The sequence below is a fragment of the Pedobacter sp. Bi126 genome (assembly GCF_918698245.1).
GTDB lineage: Bacteria > Bacteroidota > Bacteroidia > Sphingobacteriales > Sphingobacteriaceae > Pedobacter.
This window is the reverse complement of the sequence record NZ_CAKKMS010000002.1, coordinates 48,637-73,841: the sequence shown is the minus strand read 5'-3', so window position 1 is coordinate 73,841 and position 25,205 is coordinate 48,637. Positions and strand designations below refer to the sequence as shown.

The following is a 25,205-nucleotide window of genomic DNA, read 5'->3' as shown; positions in this document are numbered from 1 at the left end:
GGATGGATTGATTACAACAAAGTAACCATAAAATACTAGTGGAGTGAGGGGTAATACGGTAATAAGTAGGGGCTAAATTGTTACTTTTTGTTAGAATTTGGCTTTTTAACCCCTATTTGAAGATTTTTAAACGTTTAGTCTACGTTTAATTTTTTTATTGTATTTAAGATTGGTTGATCAATTGCCTTTAAAATATTCTGCTCAGATTTAATCAGTTCTAAAACCGCGATATCATTCTTACCTTTTTTTAACCATTCTTGAGGGATATATAATGTTTGTTGTGGACCAATTGCCCAGTATTTCCCTAGGTTGTGTCCATTAACCCACACTACCCCTTTTCCCCAATCGGTCATATCTAAATAAGTATCCGCAACTCTCGAAATCTGGAAAGATCCTTTTTGTAATGTTGGTCCGTTTCCACTTTGTTTTGAAGGAGCAGCCTTTGCAGTATAACCAGCAATATTATTAAAAGGGAAGCCGTACATCGACCAGTTTTTAACTTCGGTACCATCGAAAGTTACCTGTTCGGTAATTCCTTTTTTGTTTTCTAACAGATACTTTCCAAAGTTTACCCTGCCCATATTTTCTACAAAAATATCGAGTTGTACTTCGCCTTTCGGGATTGTTAATGCCAAAGTATTTTGGTTTAACCTACGGTCTAAAATTCCTGCCCTTTTCTGGTTGATAAAAATCAGTGCATAATCCCGTAGTTGTTTAATCTGAAGTTCGCCTTTTTTATCTCCCTTAATGGTCGTTCGGTAAAGTACATAGCCATAATCCTGGCTAAGATCCTCGAAAGTTAAAGGTGTGCTATTTTTCACTGCTTTTGGCAGCGCATTAAACAAAGCCACTTTACTTCCCAGTTTAAAAGGCGCAATTGCGATACTTGGTTTAGCAGCTGGAATTGGCGGTAAACTCTGTCCTGCTGGAAGATGTTTTTCGATCACACTTCTAAACGCCCTGAATTTTTCAGTTGCGTTTCCAGCCTCATTTAAAGGCGCATCGTAATCATAACTACTGGTTTGTGGCTCGTAAGGTGAAATATCTTTATAGTTTGCCCCATTCATAAAATCGCGCGTTGTACCGCCATGGAACATGTACATATTGATCGAGATGCCCGCTGCTAAAACAGAATCTAACTTCTTGGTGTATTGCGCTGCCGGAACGGTGTGATGAGGTGTTCCCCACCAATCGAACCATGCAGGATACCACTCAGCTATAAAATATGGGCCTTTTCCATTATGGTTCTCATTTACCAACTGCCTAATTTTTGCCGGATTATCGATTCCGTTTACGGCTGGCAGTAATCCGTCTAAATGTCCATCTTTTACATCTGCAGCCGGATCGCAGGTATAAAGCAATCCATCAAAACCTGCTTCGATAAACATTTTTCTGTTGATATCTAAGTAATTTTTATCAGCAGCGTAAGAGCCGTATTCGTTCTCTACCTGTACCATAATAATATTACCACCATGGTTAATCTGCAATGGTGCCAACTGTTTCCCTACTTCAATAATATACTTCTTATACTCATCTAAATATTGTTTTTCGGTACTTCTCACCACAAGGCCTTTTTCGTTCTGAAGCCAATAGGGATAACCACCGAACTCCCATTCAGCACAAACGTAAGGACTTGGTCTTAAGATAACCCAAAGGCCTTCTTGTTGGGCGATTTTCACAAATTCGGCAATATTATTATTGCCCGAAAAATCGAATTTTCCTTTTTGTGGTTCGTGCAGATTCCAGAATACATAAGTACCGATCGTATTTAGTCCCATTGCTTTGGCCATCTTCATACGGGCCCGCCAGGCCTCTTTTGGTACACGAGGATAATGTAACTCCCCAGAAATTATCTGAAAGGGTTTTTCATCTAATAGAAAGTCTGTTTCTCCTAGCTTAAACGTATGTTTAGCTTGTTGGCCAAAAGCTGATAAGGAGAAACATATCGCCACCAACCATAATAATTTTGCTTTCATTTTTTAAAGTTGTTTTAAGATGACCCGAATTTTGGGCAAAAAAAAGTCCCATTTGCGCATTTTTACGCAATTCATCATCTAGATTTATATAAAAATTTTGTTTTTTTCTCTACCTTTTAAACACGCTCAGATCCCATTCATCTGCCCAGTTTATCGAAATTTTATCGTTCTCAAATTTGATTGGCAACCACAAGTAACGGCCATCAATGGCATTTTTCGGTTCCCATTTATCAGCCATAAAAATAAATTCTCCTTTTTTGCCTGGTGCCGGCAATACATGCGTACTCTGGCCGCCATAGGTTAGCTTGGCCCCTTCGCCCTGGCATGGATTACCCATATAAGTCCAAGGTCCCCAAATGGAGCTTGCTTTGAACCATCTGGCCGGATTTGGCGCCCAGCCTGTACAGCCCGAACCAACCATATAGTAGGTTCCGTTTTTCTTAAACAAAGCTGGTGCTTCTGTTTGCTGCCCCACATAAATTCTGATAAATTTTCCTGTATGCCCTAAATAATCAGCGGTTAACTCCGCCAAATGCAACGTAAAATTTTCTTCTGAAGAGAATATATGATAGGCTTTTCCATCATCATCGACAAAAACGGTCATATCTCTTGCCATTTGCCCACCGGGAAAATCCCTACAGAAAAAACCATCACTTTTATTGGCCGGTTGCTGGCAATTTACCATATCTTTTTCTGCTGTTCCTGCTGCATAAAAGGGCATTTTCCCCGGATTTGGACGATAACTCTTGATAAAAGTATATGGACCAGTTGGGCGATCGGCTACCGCAACACCCGATCTTGCTGCTGCATAACCTTTGCCTAAAAGTTCTAAGTGAAACCACATCACAAACTTTTTGGTTTTCTTGTTATACACCACTTTTGGGCGCTCCAGGATTGAGCCTTTAGCAATGTCACTTTTCAGATCTTCTGAAACCGGAAGTGCAATACCTTCATCTTTCCAATTGTATAAATCTTTTGATGAGTAGCAATGTACGCCTACCTGTGCCGTATTGCCTTTTTCACCTTCAATCTTATGCTCACCAAACCAATAGTAAATGCCTTTATATTCGACAATGCCTCCGCCATGGGCGTTAATATGAACACCTTTATCATCCTTCCAAAGTTTACCGGGAGTAAAAGAAGTATATGTTTGTTGTGCTGAAACATAACTATTTAGTCCTAAACTGAAGGCAATAAATCCTAAAACAAAACTGATTCTCTTATTCATCATTTTAATTAAATAATTTTTAACGTTACAAAGACGGTAATTACCCACATCTTTTCAATTGTATAGCTATCTGCTATTTATTTTAAACTGGCACTGTGATCGTTTTCAAAATTCTCGCCACTCCAGATCTTTTGCGCACTCCATTTCTCTGCTGGGCTGGTCCAAAATGGGTCTGCTTCTGGCAAACCTAATGGCAAAAAGATATTTGAAGCAATATATGGGCTTCCCTGGTTGTTATAGAAATCGCCAAGATTTGGCTGATCGCCATATAAGCCTATTGTTAACCAACCATTTTTATAGGTTGTAGGGCTCTCTAAAGTTTTTTTGATTACAGCGGTTAAAGCGCACCGTACCTGAGCCGGACTTAACTGTTTTGGCAATGCTTTTCTCCAGGCCATATCGGCCAAATGATGAAATGCAGCACCACGATAAATGATGGAGCGACCTGTTGCCGGGTAAGTGCCATCGGCGTTGATTAATCTTTCCTGAATGATGGCATACCGCTCATTGCGCTTTTTAATCTTCTCGAACATCTCTTTATAACTGTTCGTTTTAGCACCAATGATATTTGCCAAAGTAGCCAGATAAGGGTGAATAACATAACTATTATAATAATCGAATGCAAAGGATGTTCCATCGGTGTACATTCCATCGCCTGTATACCATTGTTCCATTTGTTGCAGCGCATAATCAACACGCATAGGATCCCAGCTGTAACCGAACTTAGCCAGAAAAGCCTCGTTCATGGCAGAAAAAAGTAACCAGTTAGAAAAAACAGGTTTGAATCTTCTGGTGGTAACGATCGATTTCATCATCAGTTCCTGGTTCTTCTTATCCAGATTTTCCCATAACCAAGGTGCACGTACCAAAGCTAATGCAACATAAGAAGCATCTACCAGTTGTTGCCCACCAATATCGAAATTCATAAAATCTTTGGCATTAGAATCTAAAGCATTTTTTAGTCCCTGAATGGCCCACTCCCGGTACTGTTTCCTTAAAGCTACTTCTTCTGTCGAACCTCCCTCTAACTGCAACCATGGCGCAATACCACTTAAAACCCTACCCAAAACTTCTACATATTGTACTTTAATGCGGTGTTCTTTATTATCAATATGGATAGAAGTAACTTTTGGCATCGCAATACGCAGGCTGTCTTTAGCCAGGTTATACAAAACGGGTTTCACCATCTTATCCATCTGTTGCAACCAAAACTGCCGATCGGTTAAAACCGCATTTTTGGTATTCTTGGTTTTCTTTTGCGCAAATGCAGAACCACCAGCCAAGACGATCAATAAACCCGTAATTAAAATATTTTTAAGTCTCATTTTTTCCTATAAAAATTTAGTTTTTGTTTGATAAATGACGATACATCTCACATCCAGCCAATAAAAAGGCCCCTACGCCAAAATTCGCTGTAGAATTTACATCAACCACCTGACCCGGAATGGCTTTCTCTCCTATCGGCTGTACATATCCCAGTTTACCGTTAGGTTGTAATGCGGTTTTAGTTAGATATGTCCATGCTTTTTGTGCTGCAGGTAAATAGTTTTTTTCTTTTAAATAACCGTTGTTTATCCCCCATAACAAACCATAAGTAAAAAAGGCTGTTCCACTGGTTTCTGGTCCAGGGGCATGTTGTGGATCGAGGATACTTCTGGTCCAATAACCTTCTGCCTGCTGGCTTTTAACAATTGCTTTGGCCATATTCTGGTACTTGCTCAGGTATTCGTTCCGATGTGGATCGTTAAGGGGCAGATCTTTTAACACTTTGGCTAAACCTGCAAACACCCAACCATCGCCTCTTGCCCAAAAATCTTTTTTGCCGTTTACACTTTTATGCATCGGATAAACATATTTGGCATCCCGGTAATAAAGTTTTTCCTTTTTATCGTACATAATGCTATTCGAATACATAAAATATTCGTACAGCTTATCGAGGTATTTTTGGTCTCCAGTTACTTTATAAAGTTTGGTCATAACAGGCATTACCATGTACAAACCATCGGCCCACCACCAATAGTCGTTATTGGGTGTGTTCATTTCGTATTGCATTACCTCTTTTGCCCTTGCAATTTTATATTCTTCGGGTTTTAAGTGGTATAAATCGATATAGGTTTGAAAACAGATCTGCCAATCGCCAAACAGCACATGCTCATCTGTTTCGCCATATTTATATTTCCAGTTGGATTTATCAGTTGATTTTGCGCCCATCCATTTGTTATAAACGGCCCAATCTTCTGAATATTTACGGTAAGCTTCGTTCTTGGTAATTCCATAAACCTCCATATTTCCGGTATGGTAAGCAGCATGATCCCAAAAAGCACGTACTTCGGGTTTATTGTTACCTTGCCAATAGGTATTTGCGCGATTGATCATTTCGAGCACTTCCTCTTTTGAAGTTGAAGTTTGTGCATTTACAACTGTGCTGCTAAAAAACAACAATAAGAAAAGCGCCTTATACAATTTTAGTTTCATTAGTGTATTGGTTTAATGCCGTTTATGGTTAGTATCACAGGTTTAATAGTTCCATCAGTATTAAATTCCATTTTATCGATGCAAACTTCGCGGTTGTAGCCTGCAGCACTCCCCATCGAAATTCCTTTTGGTCGGGTAAAACGATGGTAAACCATATACCATTCATCTTTTCCGTTAACTTTGATTACACTGTTGTGCCCTGTTCCGTAAATACCTTGTGCTACATCTTTTGCCAGAATCAGGTTATTTTCCGGAATGGTTATTTTTCCTATAGGCGAATCAGAAAAGCCATAACGTACCCGATAATTTTCGCTCCGTGTATCATCTTCAGACCATAAGAAGTAATACTTTCCATTACGATAAAAAACTTCGGTTCCTTCTCTAAAACCGTTGTTTGGTGTAATAACTTTAATCTCATTGGTATCAATCGAAACCATATCTTCTTTTAATGGTGCAACGGCCATATACCCATTTCCCCAATACAGATAACTTTTGTTGGTTTTGGGATCGTTAAATACATCAGGATCGATCTCTTGCCCGCCTTTTATTCCTTTTGGTCTGCTTGAAATTAAAGCCTCACCACTATCCTTAAACGGTCCAGCTGGATGATCAGCAACAGCAACTCCAATTTTCTGTGCTGCTGTGAAATAATAAAAATACTTATAAACGCCGTTTACTTTCTTTTCGATAATGGTGGGAGCCCAGGCATTCTTTTTCGCCCACGAAACATCTTTTTCAAGGTCTAGTATTTTACCTTCATCTGTCCAGTTAACGAGATCAGTTGATGAAAAACTTTTAAAATAGGTACCACTCCAGTTGTTAAAACCATCGCTGGTTGGATAGATGTAATATTTGCCTGTTTTATTGGAATATAAAATTTCCGGATCTGCGTAATAACCTTTTAAAACAGGATTATTCGCTACAGCTACACTTACCGAATAAATTTTAGGTTGTTGATTGGCAATACCTACCTTAATTTTTACAGCGCCTTTAGTAAAATCTAATTTCCCTTTTGGCGCGATACTGATTTGATTAAAGGTATTAAACTGCGGGTCAAAAGCTTTTAAATCAGTCCCATAATTTACAGGCAGATAAAGTTTTTGGTTCACGCTATCTAAAACAATATTATTTTGGTTGATTGCCTTATTCTGTGCGCTTTGCAAAACAGATTCGACAGTATACCACTGATTGAGCAACCGGTTTAACTCTTTTTGATTAATAGGCAAAATAGTTCCGTGCCTTGGGTGAAAATCCATGGTAATATCTTGATCCACTACACTAAAATTTGCGAGATCTTTACTTTTGGTAAACTGATAGCGGCCTTTCATATATACATCGTACATCAGGATATATTCGTCGCTATGGTTCAGTTTAAAAACACCAGCTCCTTCTACAGCCTCTTTGGTCTGTTGTAAATATTTATCCTGTTGTACATAACCTGTGGTGAGTTGATTAGAAACTGCTTTTTTTATGCCATTGCTATTTCCTTCTGTTTTAAAGAATAAATTGTATTTCCCTTTATCGTAAATAATGTCGCCATCAATACAAGAACCGTTGGTTGGGCTAAAAAAGAGCTGTTTTGGAACTGTCTCCAAATCTGTAAAATCTGCATTGGCGTAAGCATAATAAATTTTATCAGGATCATCGCCATGCTTCATTGACCAATAAACCATATATTTTTTGGCTGTTTTATCGTAAATAGTCTGTGGAGCCCAAACACGTAGCAGATTTTCATTATTTGGAAAACGTTTTTGAATATTAACAACTGCCGATGTCCAATGGATCAGATCATTTGATTTAAGCAATACCATTGCCCTGTTCGAATTCCAGCCATTGGCCGAAACCATATCGGTAGCCACCATGTAAAAGGTTTTGTCATCTTCGCCCCGCAAAATATGTGGATCGCGTATACCTCCGGTACTGCTGATTTTTTCGGAAGAAATGATTGGAGTATTATTGTTTAAAGCCTTGTAATGGTAAGCATCGGTGCTCACAGCAAAACGGATCGCTTCTTCCGCTTTAGCGTTTCCGGTAAAATAAGCAAATAAATACGCCGTATTTTCTTTGGATACTTTAGCTGTTTTTTTGCTTTGTGCCTCTACCAGATTTATTGATAACAAGAACAAAACAGCAAGTAGAGAAAAGTTATATTTTATAATGGAATGTTTCATTTTAAGGTTAATTCATTATTTATTTTTTGGTTTCCAATCTAGGGCCTGCACTATTGTTGGTGGCTGATTTGCTTTCCCTTCTCCATCAACCTGGGTAACATGCTGCAGAAACAGGCTTAAAATCCCTTTGCTTTTCCAAAGTTCGGTATCGTAACTGGGTTCCCAATCGCCTATACTTGTTTTAGTAAGGTCTTTAATTCTCCAATTTCCTGATCCGAGCTCACCATTCAAAGCAATTGAAACCTTACTACCTCGTTCAGCATCCCTAAACAACAATCCCGCAGCATAATATTTTCCATTTGGCCAAACGATAATCTGTGGCCGCGAAATCGGAATCTGTTTAGTACCTCCTCCACTTAAACTAAAAGCCGTTTTTCTAAAATTAAGGTTGCTTACTTTCCAATGGTCGTCTGTTTTAAAAACCAGGTGATATTGTGGTATGGTTTCGTTCGTATCACGCCAATAACCGGCAATAAACACCTTGCCTTTGGCATCTGCAAACATCGATGTCTGGTTAATCAGCTCGCTTTTTTGCGGAATTTTAAGTGCATATTCTGCGTTGCCAGCAGTAATGGGAAGACTATATTTTTCATTGGTAGATTTTAACCAGTTTAAACCTCCATCGGTTGATTTGGCATAACATAAATCATGGTTACTGGCTACATCGGGGCTTTCGCGCCACACCCACGATAAATGGATGGTTCCAACCTGATCTATAGCTACCTGCCAATATGCATTTCGTTGTCCTTCACCATCAATCATCCCATCCTGCACACGTGTCCATTTTTTAGTCTTCAGGCTATAACGGTTAATCATCAGGTTTCCGTTTCCAGAGCCACCATCACGGTAAAAAAATAAGAGATCGCCGTTTGCCAGCTTATAAAACTCAGGATAACTGACTTTATTTTCCTTTACAGAAAGCATAACTTCTTTATTCCCTAAGGTTAATGAACCTGCTGAAACTGATTTGGCATAGTTTAGACTGTTATTATGCTGGCCCCAGGCAATATGAAGGAAACCATCACCATCTACCATAATGCTAATTGATTTATGAGCGTCGGTAGCATCACCTTTATAAGGCGTAGTAACTAATAACCAACGGGTTGAGCCGATTTTGCGTTTAGCCAATACCACATGTTGTTCGTGATTATAATAGGCAGCATACTGGCTATCTTTAAAACTGATTAACGAATTTTTACGGAAAATAACAGTATTTACCGAGTTGTTTGCCCAGCCGTTACTGGCAATTGTACTCAGTTGTGTTTCTTGTGCAACACTCATCAGGTTGATACCGATGAATGTACAGATTAGAAATATACTTTTATTTAGGGATTGATACATTATACGTTTTAGGCTGCTCGGTTTCTTACATTTGGTGAAGCCGAAGTACCGAAATTTTTAAGCTTTACACAGGGGGTTAAATCATACTTTGCAGGGGGCGTTTTAAGATAAACGCATTTAAAAACCAAAATAGCGTAACTTTTATGTTGTGGCATTAATATTATAGTATTTATGAAAACTTTTGCGGTGTTTCTTTATAAATTCTGACGGCGTTAATTTAAACAGCTTCTGAAACTGTTCTCTAAAGTATTTACTATCATTTATACCTACCCGAAAGGCAGCTTCGTTAATATTTAAATTGGTATTGATTAACAATTCGGCTGCCTTTCTGAGTCTGATAAAACGAATAAAACCATTTATAGACTGACCTGAAGTGGCCTTGATCCTTTTGTAGAGATTAGAATGGCTCATTCCAAGATCAGATGCCAGTGTTTTTACGTTAAAACTGTCTTCCATCAGGTTTTCTTCTATAATGGTAATGCACTTTTGAAGAAAGCCCTTATCCTCATGAGATACTTTATGGGCATCACTCTTCAAGGTTATTTCATTGTAGAAATAAGACTGAAGATTGGTCCTGTTTTTAATAATGCTATTAATTTTGGCTGTAAAAAGCTCTTTATCGAAGGGTTTACTGATAAAATCGTAGGCACCAACTTCGATTCCCTTAAGTTTTACCTCCGGACTAGGGTCGCCGGTTAATAGAATTACCGGGATATGGCTCAAGGCAGAATCCTCTTTAATCGCCTTACAGAGTTCGATACCGTTAAGGCCATCCATGTTTACGTCAGATATTACGATATCAGGCAAATATTCTTTACAGAGTTTTAATCCATCTGTACCATTTTCGGCCTTGTAAATTTTGAAGTTATCCTGAAAAATATGCTTGATGTAATCAATAATTTCGGGGTTGTCATCAATAACCAAAATCGAGTGTAAATCTGAAATGAGCAATTCAAGGTTGCCCACATTCTCGGCATCGTTATTTTCTGCTTCTTCCTCCTGCGCAATGAGCTCGTTTACATAAGTCAATTCGTTTTGGAAAACACCACTTTGCTGCAAGTTTGGCTCCCCAACCGGAATATCGATCAAAAAGATGGTACCCATTCCCTGATTGGAACGGAATGAAATTTTCCCTTTATGCAATTCTACAAAGTTTTTGGCCAGGTAAAGCCCAATACCGAAACCCATCTTCAGCGATTCGTTCGACATTACTTTATAAAATTTATCGAATAATTTTTCACCTACATGCGCCGGTATGCCCGGACCACTATCGCTCACCTCGATCTGCACCCGCATACCTAGGGTTTTAACACTAAATTTCACAAAACCGCCTTTTGGTGTAAATTTAAGCGCGTTAGAGAGCAGGTTAAAGAAAACGATTTCGAGCTTGTCTTTATCTGCATAAATATCAAGTTCTTCCTCCTCGCACTCAAAAGTATATTCTATATGGTTCTGCTTTGCCAAATAATTAAAGCAGAGGAAAATCTCGTTTGTAAATTTGTAGAGGTTGATCCTTACAATCTTCAATGCATCGTTCTCACTTTCTGTTTTTCTAAACAGTAATAACTGATCTACCAGGCTTAACAAACGCCTCGAATTGCGGTAAACAACATTTAAATCGTTCTTCTCTTGCCCTGGGTCTTTCTTATGGATAATGTCTTTAATCGGATTAACAATTAAGGTCAATGGCGTTCTCAGCTCGTGCGAAATATTGGTAAAGAAATTCAGTTTTTTCTCATTAAGGTCTTTTTCACGCTCCATTTTAAGGTTGGTAATCTCTACCTCGTGTTTTAATCTTCTCTGGCGGTTGCGATAGGTCTGAAAAAGATAAAACAGGGAAGACCCTATAATAAGGTAAATGGTATAGGCCCACCAGGTGCGGTACCAAGGGGGTAAAATCCTAATCATTACAATCTTTTCGTTGTTGCTCCAGGCACCTTCGGTATCGGTACTTTTAATGTGCAGTTTATACTCACCTTCATTTAACCTGGAATAATAGGCTGTGCTTAATTTGTTTACATAATTCCAGTCTCTATCCCAACCTTCCAGGTAATAGGCATAAGAAATCTGATCCTGAAAAGAGAATTCTATTGCCGCATAATCGATAGAAATCACCGCAGCACTATATGGGATTTCTATGCGTGCTAAATTAACAACAGAGATATCGTTATAACCCGAATCCTGATCGAGCGGAATATTATTGATCCTAAAATCGGTCAGCACCATTTTGGGTATCCTTTTATTTTTCTTAATGCTATCGGGCGAAAACAAATTGAAGCCACCAATTCCACCAAACAAAAAGTTACCGTTTGCAAGTTTTAATGCAGCATTATAATTAAACTGATTGCTTTGTAAGCCATCGGTAGCATAATAGTTTTTAAAGCTTTGGTGTGTAACATCAAATTTTGATAAACCGTTATAAGTACTACACCACAAATTACCTTGGGCATCCTGAAGGATATTGAGCACCGAATTACTTGGTAGCCCATCGCTCTGGATGTACCGCTTTATTTTTTTGGTTTCGGGATCAAAAAGCAGTAAACCTCCACCTTCGGTGCCGATCCATATTTGATGATTAAAATCTTCCTGAATGGCCCTGATGGCAAAATTGATCTTCGTATAGCTATGTTTTTTGTTTATCGGATCAATTTCGATCAGTTCGGTATAATTCCCTGCCCAGAGTCTTCCTTTCGAATCCTGGAACAAGCTGTGGATATCCTTTAGATTATGGTCGAAAAGTTCAAACTTATCGGCAATTTTATTGTAACGATACAATGCACCACCTTTTGTAGTGCCTACCCAAATATTTTGTTGTTTGTCTTGATAAAGCTTCCAAATGTTAATGTCATCAACGCCTTTATAGGTATTGTAACAGTTATAGTGAACAAATTTTCCTGTTGTTTTATTAAAACGATCTATCCCGCCGCTAAAACTGGCCACCCAAACGTTGTGGTTTGCATCGTTTAAAATACTGGTAACAAAATTACTGGTTAAAGCGTTTGGATCGCTGGTTTTGGCATAATTGGTAAAAGTATTTTGCTTTCTGTTCCAAACACTTAAACCACCTCCATCAGTCCCGATCCAAATGTTTTTGTTTTCATCTTCGCTAAAAGAGAGTACAAAATTGTTAATTAAGGAATTGTTTTTTAATGGATTATGTTTAATGGTGGTAAACTGCTCATTTTCTGGATCGATGATATTAACCCCACCACGTAAGGTTGCGATCCACTTTCTAGATTCGCGGTCTTCGTAAACCTGGGCGACAGAATTACTGCTCAGTAAGCCTTTTTCTTTTCCTGCGGATAGGTAATTTGTTTTTTGATTTTTTGTATTGTAAACAGCAATTCCTCCCCCATCAGTTGAAATCCAGAGTTTTTGTTGCCGATCAAACAACAAACTCATAATATTCTCATTGCTTAAATGCTGGTTAAACTTGGTGAGGCTACTATTGACTTTATCAAATTGAAAAAGTCCGTGCTCTGTTCCAACCCAGAGTGTTTGGTTAGTGCCTTTGGTAATGCATGTTACTGAGCGTACGGCAGCAGTTACTAAACGAAGTCTATGTTTATCATTATCGTATCTGCAAAGCCCCACATCTTTTATAAAAAGCCATAGGGTTTGTTGTTCATCAACATATAAAGCTTTTACAGTGAAATCGAAATTTTTGCCATATGGGATCCGTTTTGCAATGCTGCTATTCTTTTCGAGCATAAACAGGCCTTTTTCTTCAGTAGCTACATAGACAGCTAAAGCCTTACTTATTGCAATGGAATTAATAGCATAACTTACCTCATTTTTTCTTCCCTTGTCTAGATAAATCAATTGATGAAACTTGGAATCGGCATAATCATAATAAGAAACGCCCTTTTGCGTACCTACCCAAACCTTGTTTTTCGCATCACCATTCAGTACCGTAATGTGGTTATTTACCAATGAATGTTCATCGCCCCAGCCATTTCTAAAAACCTTAAAATGATAGCCATCGTAACGGTTTAATCCATCATAGGTACCCATCCACATAAACCCAAAATGATCTAGATACAAAGAGTTTACCACATTATTAGACAGGCCATTTTCTACCCCCAGATATTTAAGGCGAATAGTTGTAGACTGGGCAAAACAAATAACTGCGCCCATCCATAAAAAAAATATGGAGCAAGCAGTTTTTTTCTGAATAAGGAACATAGAGAAACCGTACCGTGGTATGCATGGCAGGAAACGAATATACATATTTTCCTAAAACTCAGCTATCGGCTATTATCTAGGATTAAACAGTAAAAATTGTAAGATTTATCCTACATTAAAGACGGCTCTGTTCGATCGTGATGCTGTTCCACCTACACTTTAATGATTCAACAACACCTACCATTTACAGACAGACACCGTATGATTTATGATTACACATAAACGTGAAATGTATATTTTGAAACAAAAGTCCCATCTAAAAAAAATATATTGGCTTATTTTTGTTACTATGATACTTATTGATGCATTGACGCCCATCCATAGGCTGGAACAACTGAAAGTTGGTGATCTTATTTCTGACACATGGGGCAGTTCTGGCGCCATTAAAACTATTGAAGTTTTAAAAGGAAGAACTTCTTTAACCTACTATTTCAGAATCAAATCAGGCAAACTGATCCTGGCGTTAAGATAACAATTTACTAAAACCCTGTTCTCGACATGAAATAATCATATAGTCTCCCACTATTCGATCATTATTTAGATTCCTAAACTTAAATGTTCGCTATTTAACATCAGAGTGGCCAAGGTTCATGGCTGGATTCACTTCATCACGGATAAGCTGTTTTAGTTCTTTAATTTCAGGAAAGCGTTGCATCTGTTTTCTATCAAAAATTAGTTTCTCACCAACATGAACAGTAAAAACGCCCGATGTTTCACTCGGAATTAAAGTTACCCCCTTTAGCTCGTCTACAAAAGTGGTTAAAATTTCTTGCGCCATATACGCCGACCGTAGCATCCAGCCACATTTAGGGCAATAGGTTATATTGACAAGCGGTTTCTCCATTTCTATTTTTTTTACAAGGGTACAAAAAATATGGAGGGATGGAAAATGGAGATGTTAAATGGATGTTGAAATCAAGTAATCATCTGCAGCATGTTTTCTGTTTTGTTCTTTGTTGTAAATACTTTGCACGGATTCTGCCAAGCAACACTGAATAAAATGAACTAAACAAGTTCGCTGCTTAAAATGTTGTTAAAAGAGAAAAGGGTAACCACATCCATGTTTACCCCTTTCAAATTACTCCCGTGTTAGAGGAATTATAACTACACCAATGAAGCAGTTTTTGTTTGCTTCATCTAGATAATCATACAGCATTAGTCTTAAAACAGGCATTGACTCTACGATTTATCTTTTAATGGAATTTTAAACCAGAATATCGAACCTTCGCCTTCTTGGCTATTTACACCGATTTCGCCTCCGTGGCGTTCAACAATTTCGGCTGAAATATATAAGCCGAGCCCAAGCCCCGAAAAGTTATATGAAGAAGCTTCTACACGGAAAAACCTGTCGAAAACAAATTCTGCTTTATCGTTGGGTATTCCAATCCCAAAATCCTGTACCGAAACCAACAGGTAATCGCCTTCTGCTTTAGACTGCACTATAATTTTATCTGCATTAGGCGAATATTTGATTGCATTGGAAATAAAATTGCTTAAAACCTGTTCAATACGGTTACGATCAGCATACACCTGAACATCAGTTATATCCTGTATAATGCGATGTTCATTCATGCTTTCCTGTAAACCATCAATAGCATCCTCAATAACGCCAGCGATGTTGAATTCAGAGAAATTGAAAGTCATTTTACCAGCTTGTATCTTGGTTACATCCAATAAATCTTCTACAAGTGCAGTCAATTTTCCAATCTGACGGTTCGCCTTATCTACAAACTCATAAATTTTCTCAAACTTCTGCTGTTCGGCCATCCTCAGTGCAAACTGTAAAAAGCCTTTAATACTGGTAATCGGTGTTTTTAACTCGTGACTGGCAATACTCATAAACTCATCTTTTCGGTGCATAAGCTCTTTGGTAGCCTGTTGGGCTTTCATTAAATCGGTTACTTCGAAACCGAAGAAAGCAATGCCATCAATTAGCCCTTGATCAGAAAAAACTGGATTTAGGATAATATCAAACCACTTTTCAACCGAATCTCCTGTAGCGCGGTTTAACTGCTCGATCTTATAGGCGCTGGCTATATAAGTTTCGCCTGTTTTCATCACATTTTTCTCTATTTCGAGCAATTCTGGTGATTCGAACTTAGAACCATTTCCAATCCTTGAGCGGCCAATATAATCGGTTCCGCCATCGAAAGTTTTAAAAGCTTCGTTTACAAATTCGTATTTGAGGGCTTTACCCCTACGGATGGTGATTAAAGCTGGTGCATTTTTAAAAATACTGTAAAACTCGTCTTGCTGTTTCTTGATCAGCTTTTGAAGTTCGCTACGTTTTTTCTCGGTATGTTTCTGCTTGCTGATATCGATAACGTAAGTAATTGCCCCGTTCTGAACATCTTCGCCTAACAAGGCCGAACCAACCAAAACATCTACCGGAATGCCTGCTTTGTTAAGGTACTGTTTTTCGAAGGGTGGGCAGAAGCCTTTTTCTTTTAATAATTTATGCGATATTTTGCTGATCGGCAGAAAAGCTTCCGGTGTAATCTCCATCCAATTAATATTTCCATTTTCGAAATCAGATCGCGAATAACCTAAAAGTTTTAAAAAGATATCGTTAGCGTCTTCTATCCGTCCGGTTTCAATATCGCTGAACAAAATTCCGATTACATTCGAGTCGAAAATCTTTCTGAATTTACGTTCTGTTGAGTTTAACCTCACCTCAGTATCCACTAGTTTTGATATATCTACCATGGAACCAACCATGCGATAAGGCGTGTTCAGATTATCTAACAGGATACTTCCCCGGTCGAGCAATGTAGCATAGCTGCCATCTGCTTTTTCTAAACGATACTGAGCAGTCCACTGGGTTTCGTTGTGGTTAATGGCTTCATAAACACTTGCTTTAACCCGCTCACGATCATCGGGATGGATTTTATCGAACCAAAATGCAATATTTTCAGTGTGTGCATCTTTCTGATAACCGAACATAGACGTGAAGTTATCACTCCGCCACATGGTGTTGTGGGCCAGATTCCAGTCCCAAATGGTATCGTTTGTGGCATGCGACACCAGATTGAAACGTTCTTCACTCTCTGAAAGTTTCATGGTGCGCTCTTTCACTTTCAGTTCGAGATCGGTATTGAGTTGACGTAGGTTCTCGCGCGTGCCTAAAAGTTCGTTATAATTCTTTTTCAGCTTGTGCTCAGCCAATTTTTGCTGACTGATATCGGTTAATGTAGCTACAAAACCATCAGACATTTTTACGGCAATTAGCTGTAACCATTGTTCTTTAGAAAACTGAAGTTCTGTTTCGAGTACCTTCCCGTTTTCTACCACGCCTACATATTTATTAAAAAGATTGCTTACCGTAAGTTCAGGAATCATTTTCATCAATCTGGCACCGGTTAGCTCCGATTTGTTCTTCTTTAAAATACTTAGTGCCGAATCGTTATAGGTGCTGCACTCAAAATCTACAATAAAATGTTTGGCATCTCTCACGGCTTTAAACGCCAGAATCCCATTAAGGCTCGCATTAAAAACACCGCTGATGATATTGTTCAATTCGGTAATTTTAGAAATATCTACAAAAGAGATTACCACACCATCTGCCCGCTTATCCTTCCTTAAATAAGGCATTACACGCATCAGGCATCGGGTATTATTTTTCAGTTGTACTTCCTTTTCGATTACATGCCCATTCAGCAGCACCTTTTTAATATCGCTGATTAGGTTTTCTGCCTTAATATTGTTAGAAATGTGTTCTATAGACCTGCCAACATCTGATTCGATAAGATTCACCATGCTTACTGCCGCGGGATTAAATTTGCGGATAAACATTTCGGCGTCGAGAAAAATCTGACCAATATCGGTACTCCTGAAATAATTATCCAGATCATCATTTAGTTCGATCAGTTCTTTGATCTTTAACTGATGTTCGGTATTTAGGGTATGGAGTTCTTCGTTTAATGATTGAAGTTCCTCGTTGCTGGATTGCAGTTCTTCATTGGCTGAAAGGAGTTCTTCGTTGCTCGATTGGAGTTCTTCATTGGTGGTTTCCATTTCTTCTACAGCCAGCTGCAGGTTCGAGCGGGTTTCGTTCAGTTCGGCCTCCAGTTCAAACACATATTCAGATTGGTTAGCATCATGAAAACCTGGAAAAACAGTTTCGTCCTTATCCGCAACTATTTCTGAAACATGTTCTACAATAACGACCATGGTAAAACCATTGGTATGAGCCGGGGATGCTGGTAAAATGGAAATATCTACAAAAATATCTTTCGTAACCTGTTTAAAACGGATCTTCTTTAATTCGATCTTTTTATTTTCTTTCCAGGCTTTGCGTAACCCGGTATTGAGTACGATAGATACCTCCCGCGGTACCATCTTTAAAATATTGAGTTCGATACTTTGCTCAGGAAGCGACAAATATTGACGGTAATCGCCAACGGCATCCTGCATGATGTACGCCTTATCAATAAACACGGCAACATAGCCCAGATCTGATGAAAGGAAATCGGCCAAACGTTTTTCTAACGGGCTTTGTAGCATCTCGGTGTTACCGCCTTTTTTACGTTCCTGACCAATTGTTGCCTTAGCACCCGTATTATAGGTATTGTAAGTCGAATAATTGATTTTTCCGGTTTTCTTATAAATTTTCGATTTACCAGAGACTTCTGTTAAACCAGCTTTCATAGAAGAAGCAGTTTCGCTCGATCCCAAAAACAGATATCCATTTGGCAGCAGGGAGAAGTGGAATATGGAAAGAATTTTTTCCTGAAGAATGCTGTTTACATAAATGAGCATGTTTCTACAGGTAACCAGGTCGTTCTTAATAAAAGGAGGCGATTTAATTACGTCATGTTTCGCAAAAACAACCTGTTTACGCAAGCTTGCAATTACTTTAACGTGCTTCCCCTCCTGTACGAAATACTTCTTAAAAAGTTTAGCTGGTATTTCTTTTTTTACCAACATCGGGTATTCGCCGCGAGAGGCAATCTCAATACTTTTTTCATCAATATCAGAAGCGAATATTTTAATCTCGATCTTTTTGCCCGACCGGTCTACGCAATCATCTACGAGTGCCGCAATGGAGTATGCCTCCTGCCCGGTACTACAGGCACAAACCCAAATTTTAATTACATCGCCGTTTTCTTTCCGATTAACGATATCCTGGATGGCGAACTCATTAAGTTGTACGAAAGCCTGCTCATCCCTGAAAAATTTAGTAACCCCAATCAGAAAATCCTGCGCTAAAATCTTTACTTCATCAGTATTGCTCTGCAAAAAATCGACATAACGGTCGAGTTTTTTTATACCTCTTTCGTTCATTCTCCGGCCAATGCGCCTGATAATAGTAGGGGTTTTATACAGGTTAAAATCATTACCACTAATGTTGTGTACAAGTTTAAACACTTCATCGAGCAGTTCTTCATTAACCTTACCATTTTCGAGCACTTTAACAGGCTCTTCATTTACATAGCTAAAAAGTTCTTCCTGCATTTTCGAAGGAACCATGATATGATCTGCATTGCCAGATGCGATGGCCGAATTGGGCATACCATCAAATTTAGCAGACCCCGGATCTTGAACAATAACCATCCCACCGTTTTCTTTTATGCTTTGTATGCCTTTAGTACCATCGGTGCCGGTTCCTGAAAGGATAATCGCAATTGCTTTCTCTTTTTTATCTTTCGCCAGGGTATGTAAAAAATGATCGATTGCGGTATTAGGTGCCTTAATCTGCGATTTATCAGCGAGCTTAAGTCTCCCCCGAACCAAGGTCATAAGTTTATTATTAGGAATAATATATACACAATCTTGTTGGATGGCCATATCATTCGCCGCTTCGAACACTTTCATATGGGTGTGCTTTCCTACAAGCTCTACCAATAAACTTTTATAATCGGAAGAGAGGTGCTGGATCACGACAAAAGAAAAACTTGAGTTTGCCGGCATGTGATCAAAGAATTCATGAATGGCTTCCAAACCACCGGCAGATGCACCAATGGCAACAATGTATTTATCGTAACGCTTATTCAATACCGATTCCTGCCTTTTTTCCATTAAGCTAATTGTAAAGTTGCTTTGTTCTAAATTCAAATATAAAATTCCTTAAGGATTCGGCTATTTCCAGTTCATTATTGTTCCAGGCCAACGATTGCCCATAAACGGTTTGGAGCCAAAGCTTAAACGAATTTCGCGGGTGATAGTTTTTACCATCTTTATCAAATTTGATCACCTGCTCAGGATCGCCACCCCATTTGATCTGCTGTATAACTTCAGGCCTGAAACAGATTATATAATCGCCGTTCCGGCCGTCAATCGGGATAACCAAAATTCCGCTTCCCAATTTTTCATATGCTTTCGCTTCCTCATATACCCCACTCAAATGATCGCTGGTATAAACCTTTTCAACTTCTTTTCCCTCAAGCCATAACATCAGGTTATACACTTCACTTTTATCAGGTACATTTCCACGCGATTCGACTCTGTTACCCATCTTCACCACCACTCCGCCTGCATTAAACAAAGAAAGAATGTTTAAGTTTTCATCTTCGAGCAAACCTTCAATAACGTCATCTTTCGAATAAATAAGATCAGCGATTATGGTTCGTTTTTCGAGTCTGAAAGCCGACTGCTGATAATCTTCCTGACTTAATATAGCGGTGATGCGATTGGATATTTCTACCGAAAGCCATTCGAAAATATAGCGCATGTCTACATTTGGATGTTTTGGTTCGATATGATGGCATGAAATCAGCCCCCAGAGTTTGTCGTGATGTAATACCCTGATAGACATAGATGCACTGACGTTCATATTCTGCATATATTCCAGGTGTACAGCTGCAACACCCCGTAAATTACAATCAGATAGATCGATAAAGGCGTTGGTTAAAGGATTGATAACCGGAAACAACCTAACAGGTTTATATGCACGGTTAGAAATAAGCCTGAAAGGATTTTTGAGATAAAGTGCCCTTGCTTGTTTAGGTACGTCAGAAGCCGGAAAAGTTTGTCCAAGATAACTTTCCAATGCCCCCGAAATTTCCTCGGCAATTACAGTCCCGTTCCAGGCAGAATCGAACTGGTACATCCTTACTCCATCGAAACCTGAAATCCGACGTAGTTGCTTAATGGCAACATTACATACTTCTTCCAGCGTGGAGGCATGCTCCATGGCCGAAATAAACTGCCTTACTTCCTGAAAAACGTCTGAAAAACTTTTCTGACCATCCTTTAAAGCAATTTCAAATTCCAACAAGGTATAGTCATTTTTAACATGAACCAAACCATTAAAATGCATCTTTTTATCATCATTTTTAAATGTCAGATTAACTGGAATTCTGTCTTTCGCATCTCCTTTAATCAGTTTGGTAATATTAGCTATGTCTTGTTGGCTAAACCACAATGATAAATGTTTATTTATCAGCTGTGCTGGTGCCTCATTGGTAATTGCACTTAAGTTTTCGCTGATTTGAATAACGTTCAAGGTTTTATTATCCAATACGATTAAATATCCATAATCTTGAATGGAATTAATGTGGTGAATTGGTAAGTTTCCGCAGAATTCTGCATCATAGTTTGGTTTATCTGACATTTCGACTATTTATTTTTGGAAAAACCTAATGCTTAGGAAAAGCAAAAGATTTCATTCTTAACAATTATAAGGCCAATTAAATCCTCATTTAGGTTTAATTTCCTCAAATTGGACCATCAAGCGCATCGTGCAACTAAAATATAGATTAAGGACTTTATTGAAAGAAAAACAATAAAAATAATACTGACCATACAACCCAGAGGAATGTTATTTTATATTAAGGCTTAATCGAAAAAATATTGCATATCAACAAATTACCCAAATAACCTCTTATTTGTCTTCAATGGCCACCTAAAGGTAGGCCTGGAACAGTTAATTTAGGACATAATTTAGCCTATATGAACAAGAATGCTTTAACTGCCAGCGTTGAAATACACCAGCCTATTAGCCTGATCTGGAAAATCTGGAATGAGCCTGAACATATTGCCAAGTGGAATGCGCCATCAGCCGAATGGATCAACAAGAAAATTGAAAATAACCTGATAGAAGGAGGTGGGTTTTTATACGGTATGGCTAAAAAAGACGGAACCGAAAACTTTGACTTTAGCGGAACTTACACCGAAATTATTGAGCATGAGCGAATTGCTTATACATTAGATGATGAGCGGAAAAGCCTGATCACTTTTACTGGAAATAACCCAGTTACACTGACCGAAATCTTTGAACCCGTTCCAGGCCTTGATGTGACCATGCAACAGGAATTCTGTCAATCGGGACTAAACCAGCTTAAAGCATATGCAGAGCAATTTAATAAATGACTTTAAGTTTTAATACAGAACTGGTCTCACTGCGACTTGGATTTCGATTTACCTTGAGGTCAGAATGGGTTTAGCTTTCCTGGGCTTTTTCCTTTTCTTCCACCAGATGATAAAACCAGTAATCGGCAAACTCGCTGCAACCAAAGCCGCTAAAAAAGAAAGAATTTTATTCGGAAGGCCTAAAAGCCTGCCCGTGTGGAGATCGTAATTGGTGGCTTCTATTAAATCGGCCCCGTTAAAATTTTTATATAGTTTAGCCCTAGTCATTACGCCTGTAGCTTCCTCATAAAAAAAGGTATTCTGGTTGCGTGCCCATCGGTAGGGATAAATCATCCTTAACCGCAGTTCACCTTTACCACGCAGCGAAAAACTAGTGGAAATAGCTCCAGGGTATTTAATTTTAGCTTCAGTATAAATTTTATTGTAACGTACAGGTAGCGAATCGATCTGCGTAGGTTTGGTTAAAACGATGGATTTGCCTTGTCCTAATTTGCTCCCGGTAAAAAAACTAGCCGCATTTTTCACCTCTTTAAAAGCAAAATACAAACCACTCAAAGCAGTAACCAATAACACAACTGATGCATAAAAGCCCAATACGTTGTGTAAATCGTAATTTAACCGTTTAAACGATGCTTTTCTTTTAATGGTTAAAGATTGTTTTAATAACCGCATCTGACCAGGAAACCAGAGCACGAGTCCTGTAATCAGCATTAGCACGAAAATAACCACCGACCATTGCATGATAAACTTTCCTGTTTTTCCCAGCAACAGGGAGGTATGGATATGCTCTACAACCTGAAGCCAATCTTCGCCACCTTTTTTTACCAAGGCGGCATTGTAAGGATTAAAATAGTAAACAGTCCCCTTTTTAGTGGTAATTTCTACCGTTGCATTTGAAAACCCGTCTTCAATTCTGATCAGCCTTAACGGGTCTTTGGGTGATAATTTTTCGAAGTTTGAAATAATATGATCCAAACCTACAAAAGGTTTCTCTTGAAGCGCTACGTAGCGAAAATCTTTTTGTGTAAAATCTCTGATTTCTTCTTCAAAGATATACAGCGCACCAGTTAAGCTAATAATAAATACCACCAGGCCAGTCGCCAGGCCGAGCCAGAGATGAATGTTCCTGATGGTATTTTTAATATTCCTGTTCTTCATTGTCTAAAAAGCGTAGCCTAGTGATAGGTTAAATCTGCGCCCATTCCCTCTCACATAATTTACATTGCTACCATAAAACTGAGAAATGGCAGGATAATAAACTTTGTTCAATAAATTCTCTACACCTACCGATAGTTTTAGCGGCTGTGTAACCTGATATACAGCTGCAACATTAAATAAGTTGAACGCTTTTACCGGGCCTTCGCCAATTAAATATTTACCTGCCGCATTGGTTTTAAAGCGGTCGCGATTTCCTACACGCATCCAGTTTACATCTAAACTTAAGTTTTTAATACCTGAATATTTAAGGTAAACGGTGGTTTTTGATGGCGGGATACGGGTTGTGTTTAAATACACATCTTTCTCTCCGTTAAAATTGCCATCATCATCTACATCGCCTTTTCCTTCTACCTGTGCGTAATTACCACCAATGCTCAAATCGCGTAGAACCTGATAATCTGCCTGGATTTCAAATCCATATACACGCTCTGGAATACGTTGAGAGATGTAAGTTCCATTAACCTCTAAAAGATTGGCGCCCAGTTTAGACGTGCTGTAATAATAAGCAGCACTGAAATTAAGTTTACCTACGGTACTGCTAAAACCAGCTTCGTAATTGTTTACAATGATTGGTTTAGTTTCTAACTGCGATAAGGTATTGCTTTTTGCTGCCCTTAGCACCCTACCCAGCTCGAACACCGAGAAAGATTGTGCATAACTGATAAAAGGGTTAAAAAACTTGAATTTCGAATAACGTGCGCCAGCATTAAACACCAAAGCATTATAATTTAACTTACCGCCCTGCACCGCTATACTTCCTGCTCCGTTTGCACCGGTAGCCAGGGTATTAAAATCGTCTACATCAATGTTAATATTTTCCACCCTTAAGCCTCCCTTTATGGTTAAATCATTAATAAAAGTTGCAGAAGCCTGTAAGTAAGGTGCAAAGTTCACCATATTCATATTAGGCACCCATAAACGGCCATCTGTTAAGCTTTGAGCAGTTTTATCGTTCATTAAATCCAAACCATAGTTCAATTGCATTGGTACCTGATCTGCAATGTTAAAAGGTGTGTTCAGGTTTACCCTTGCACCCTTTTTTGTTGAAGTAATAGCCGATTGGCCACTACCGAAAAATGACGCTGAGTTAGAATAAATGGTATAAAAGTCCTGGTAATATACATTGGCCGTTAAATCTGTTTTACCGAAAATCTGCTGATTGGTGTATTGTAAATTAGCATTATGGTTAAACCTTGTTCCTTCATCTTCACCCAGTCTTTTTCCATAAATACCGATAGCCGGCGATTGACCATAAACACCTTCCTTGGTTAAATATTTAGAATGCTGTCTGGAGCTGAAGTAATTATACATCACCTGCAAACGCTGTTTTGGAGTAAAGTTATATCCCAGTTTTACAAAGCCATTGTAAGATTTAGTCTCGCCTAAACCATACTCAGGCGAAATTACCAAGCCTTCAGCATCGCGGAAAACGCCAGTTTTTTCGAACATACCACTTACCAGATAATCGAACTTACCTGTTTTGCCGTAAAGCTGTTGCGAAAAGCGGTATCCTATGGTGCTATCGCCTTTTAAGTTTCCTGTAATTCCGGCTTGAGAATAACCTCCGAATGATTTTCCTTTATCGGCTTTTTTAGTAATATAATTAATCAAACCGCCTTCTGCACCATTGCCATAAATGGCGGTGGCACCTTTAATCACTTCAACACGCTCTATAACTGAAGGATCGATACTGCGGATATCCCTTCCTCCTGCTCTTAACGGAGTTGATTGCGGAATACCATCAATTAATACCAAAACATTTCTACCGCGCAAAGTCTGACCAGAGTTACCCGTTTGGTTGGTAGAAAAACCCAATCCAGGTACGCTGTATGAAAGGATATTAGCTAAATTCGGACTAATTGCAGATTGTGTATTCAATTCTTTTGCTGTAAGCACCGTTACCGATGAGGGTGTTTGCGACAAAGATTCAGGTCGTCTACTTGCCGAAACAATTACATCGTTAAGTTCTGAGCGCTGCTCTTTTAAAACAATATTTACCTGAATTGTATCGTTTGCAATAACCGATACCACCTGTTCAAATTGGTCGTAGCCTGTAATCGAAACCCTGATCTGCTGATTTCCTGCAGGAACATCCGTTAACTTAAATGCACCGGTTTTGCCAGAAGTGGTTTTAAGATTTTGTTTTTTAACCTGGATGTTGGCAAAGGGTATGCTGTTCCCTAACGAGTCGACAACATTTCCACTAATTGTGCCCTTTCCTGTTTGTGCAAAGAGGGTAACTGTAGATAATATGATAAGCGCAGTGCCGAAAAATTTTATGTAATGGTGTTTCATGCAATA

Annotated in this window: 14 protein-coding genes; 2 read left to right on the top strand and 12 right to left on the bottom strand. The window is 38.7% G+C overall.

Annotated features, from left to right (window positions below):
- Positions 1 to 134: 134 nt before the first annotated feature.
- From LQ201_RS05545 to LQ201_RS05515, 7 genes are all read right to left on the bottom strand, one after another.
- Positions 135 to 1,976 (bottom strand): glycoside hydrolase family 35 protein, encoded by a 1,842-nt coding sequence (locus LQ201_RS05545; RefSeq protein WP_230139930.1) that lies wholly within the window; start codon positions 1,974 to 1,976, stop codon positions 135 to 137.
- A gap of 109 nt (positions 1,977 to 2,085) precedes the next feature.
- The gene (locus tag LQ201_RS05540; protein WP_230139928.1) at positions 2,086 to 3,207 is read right to left on the bottom strand and encodes a glycoside hydrolase family 43 protein; all 1,122 of its coding nucleotides are present in this window, start codon (positions 3,205 to 3,207) and stop codon (positions 2,086 to 2,088) included.
- A gap of 74 nt (positions 3,208 to 3,281) precedes the next feature.
- Complete coding sequence (locus tag LQ201_RS05535) at positions 3,282 to 4,529, bottom strand: DUF2264 domain-containing protein (protein WP_230139926.1); 1,248 nt, start codon at positions 4,527 to 4,529, stop codon at positions 3,282 to 3,284.
- Between the two features lie 16 nt (positions 4,530 to 4,545).
- Complete coding sequence (locus LQ201_RS05530) at positions 4,546 to 5,679, bottom strand: glycoside hydrolase family 88 protein (protein ID WP_230139924.1); 1,134 nt, start codon at positions 5,677 to 5,679, stop codon at positions 4,546 to 4,548.
- Complete coding sequence (locus LQ201_RS05525) at positions 5,679 to 7,850, bottom strand: family 43 glycosylhydrolase (protein WP_230139922.1); 2,172 nt, start codon at positions 7,848 to 7,850, stop codon at positions 5,679 to 5,681. The genes LQ201_RS05530 and LQ201_RS05525 overlap by 1 nt, the downstream gene beginning before the upstream one ends.
- Before the next feature lie 15 nt (positions 7,851 to 7,865).
- Positions 7,866 to 9,191: a BNR repeat-containing protein gene (locus LQ201_RS05520; RefSeq protein ID WP_230139921.1), complete on the bottom strand. Its 1,326-nt coding sequence runs from the start codon at positions 9,189 to 9,191 to the stop codon at positions 7,866 to 7,868.
- Positions 9,192 to 9,332: 141 nt separating this feature from the next.
- Positions 9,333 to 13,328, bottom strand: coding sequence for a two-component regulator propeller domain-containing protein (locus LQ201_RS05515; RefSeq protein ID WP_230139919.1), 3,996 nt, complete (start codon positions 13,326 to 13,328; stop codon positions 9,333 to 9,335).
- 337 nt (positions 13,329 to 13,665) lie between these two features.
- Between LQ201_RS05515 and LQ201_RS05510 the strand changes: the two genes are divergently transcribed.
- Complete coding sequence (locus LQ201_RS05510; protein ID WP_230139917.1) at positions 13,666 to 13,848, top strand: hypothetical protein; 183 nt, start codon at positions 13,666 to 13,668, stop codon at positions 13,846 to 13,848.
- Positions 13,849 to 13,938: 90 nt separating this feature from the next.
- Here the strand turns inward: LQ201_RS05510 and LQ201_RS05505 are convergent, their stop codons facing one another.
- From LQ201_RS05505 to LQ201_RS05495, 3 genes are all read right to left on the bottom strand, one after another.
- The gene (locus LQ201_RS05505; protein WP_230139916.1) at positions 13,939 to 14,220 is read right to left on the bottom strand and encodes a SelT/SelW/SelH family protein; all 282 of its coding nucleotides are present in this window, start codon (positions 14,218 to 14,220) and stop codon (positions 13,939 to 13,941) included.
- 335 nt (positions 14,221 to 14,555) lie between these two features.
- Entirely contained in the window at positions 14,556 to 19,394 is a 4,839-nt protein-coding gene (locus tag LQ201_RS05500) for a chemotaxis protein CheB (protein WP_230139914.1), read from the bottom strand.
- Between the two features lie 4 nt (positions 19,395 to 19,398).
- Positions 19,399 to 20,928, bottom strand: coding sequence for a GAF domain-containing protein (locus tag LQ201_RS05495; RefSeq protein ID WP_230139913.1), 1,530 nt, complete (start codon positions 20,926 to 20,928; stop codon positions 19,399 to 19,401).
- Positions 20,929 to 21,266: 338 nt separating this feature from the next.
- On the opposite strand from LQ201_RS05495, the gene LQ201_RS05490 reads away from it, so the two are divergent.
- Positions 21,267 to 21,686, top strand: coding sequence for an SRPBCC domain-containing protein (locus LQ201_RS05490; RefSeq protein ID WP_230139911.1), 420 nt, complete (start codon positions 21,267 to 21,269; stop codon positions 21,684 to 21,686).
- 48 nt (positions 21,687 to 21,734) lie between these two features.
- Here the strand turns inward: LQ201_RS05490 and LQ201_RS05485 are convergent, their stop codons facing one another.
- The gene (locus LQ201_RS05485) at positions 21,735 to 22,844 is read right to left on the bottom strand and encodes a PepSY domain-containing protein (protein WP_230139909.1); all 1,110 of its coding nucleotides are present in this window, start codon (positions 22,842 to 22,844) and stop codon (positions 21,735 to 21,737) included.
- A gap of 3 nt (positions 22,845 to 22,847) precedes the next feature.
- Complete coding sequence (locus LQ201_RS05480) at positions 22,848 to 25,199, bottom strand: TonB-dependent receptor (RefSeq protein WP_230139907.1); 2,352 nt, start codon at positions 25,197 to 25,199, stop codon at positions 22,848 to 22,850.
- Positions 25,200 to 25,205 lie beyond the last annotated feature (6 nt).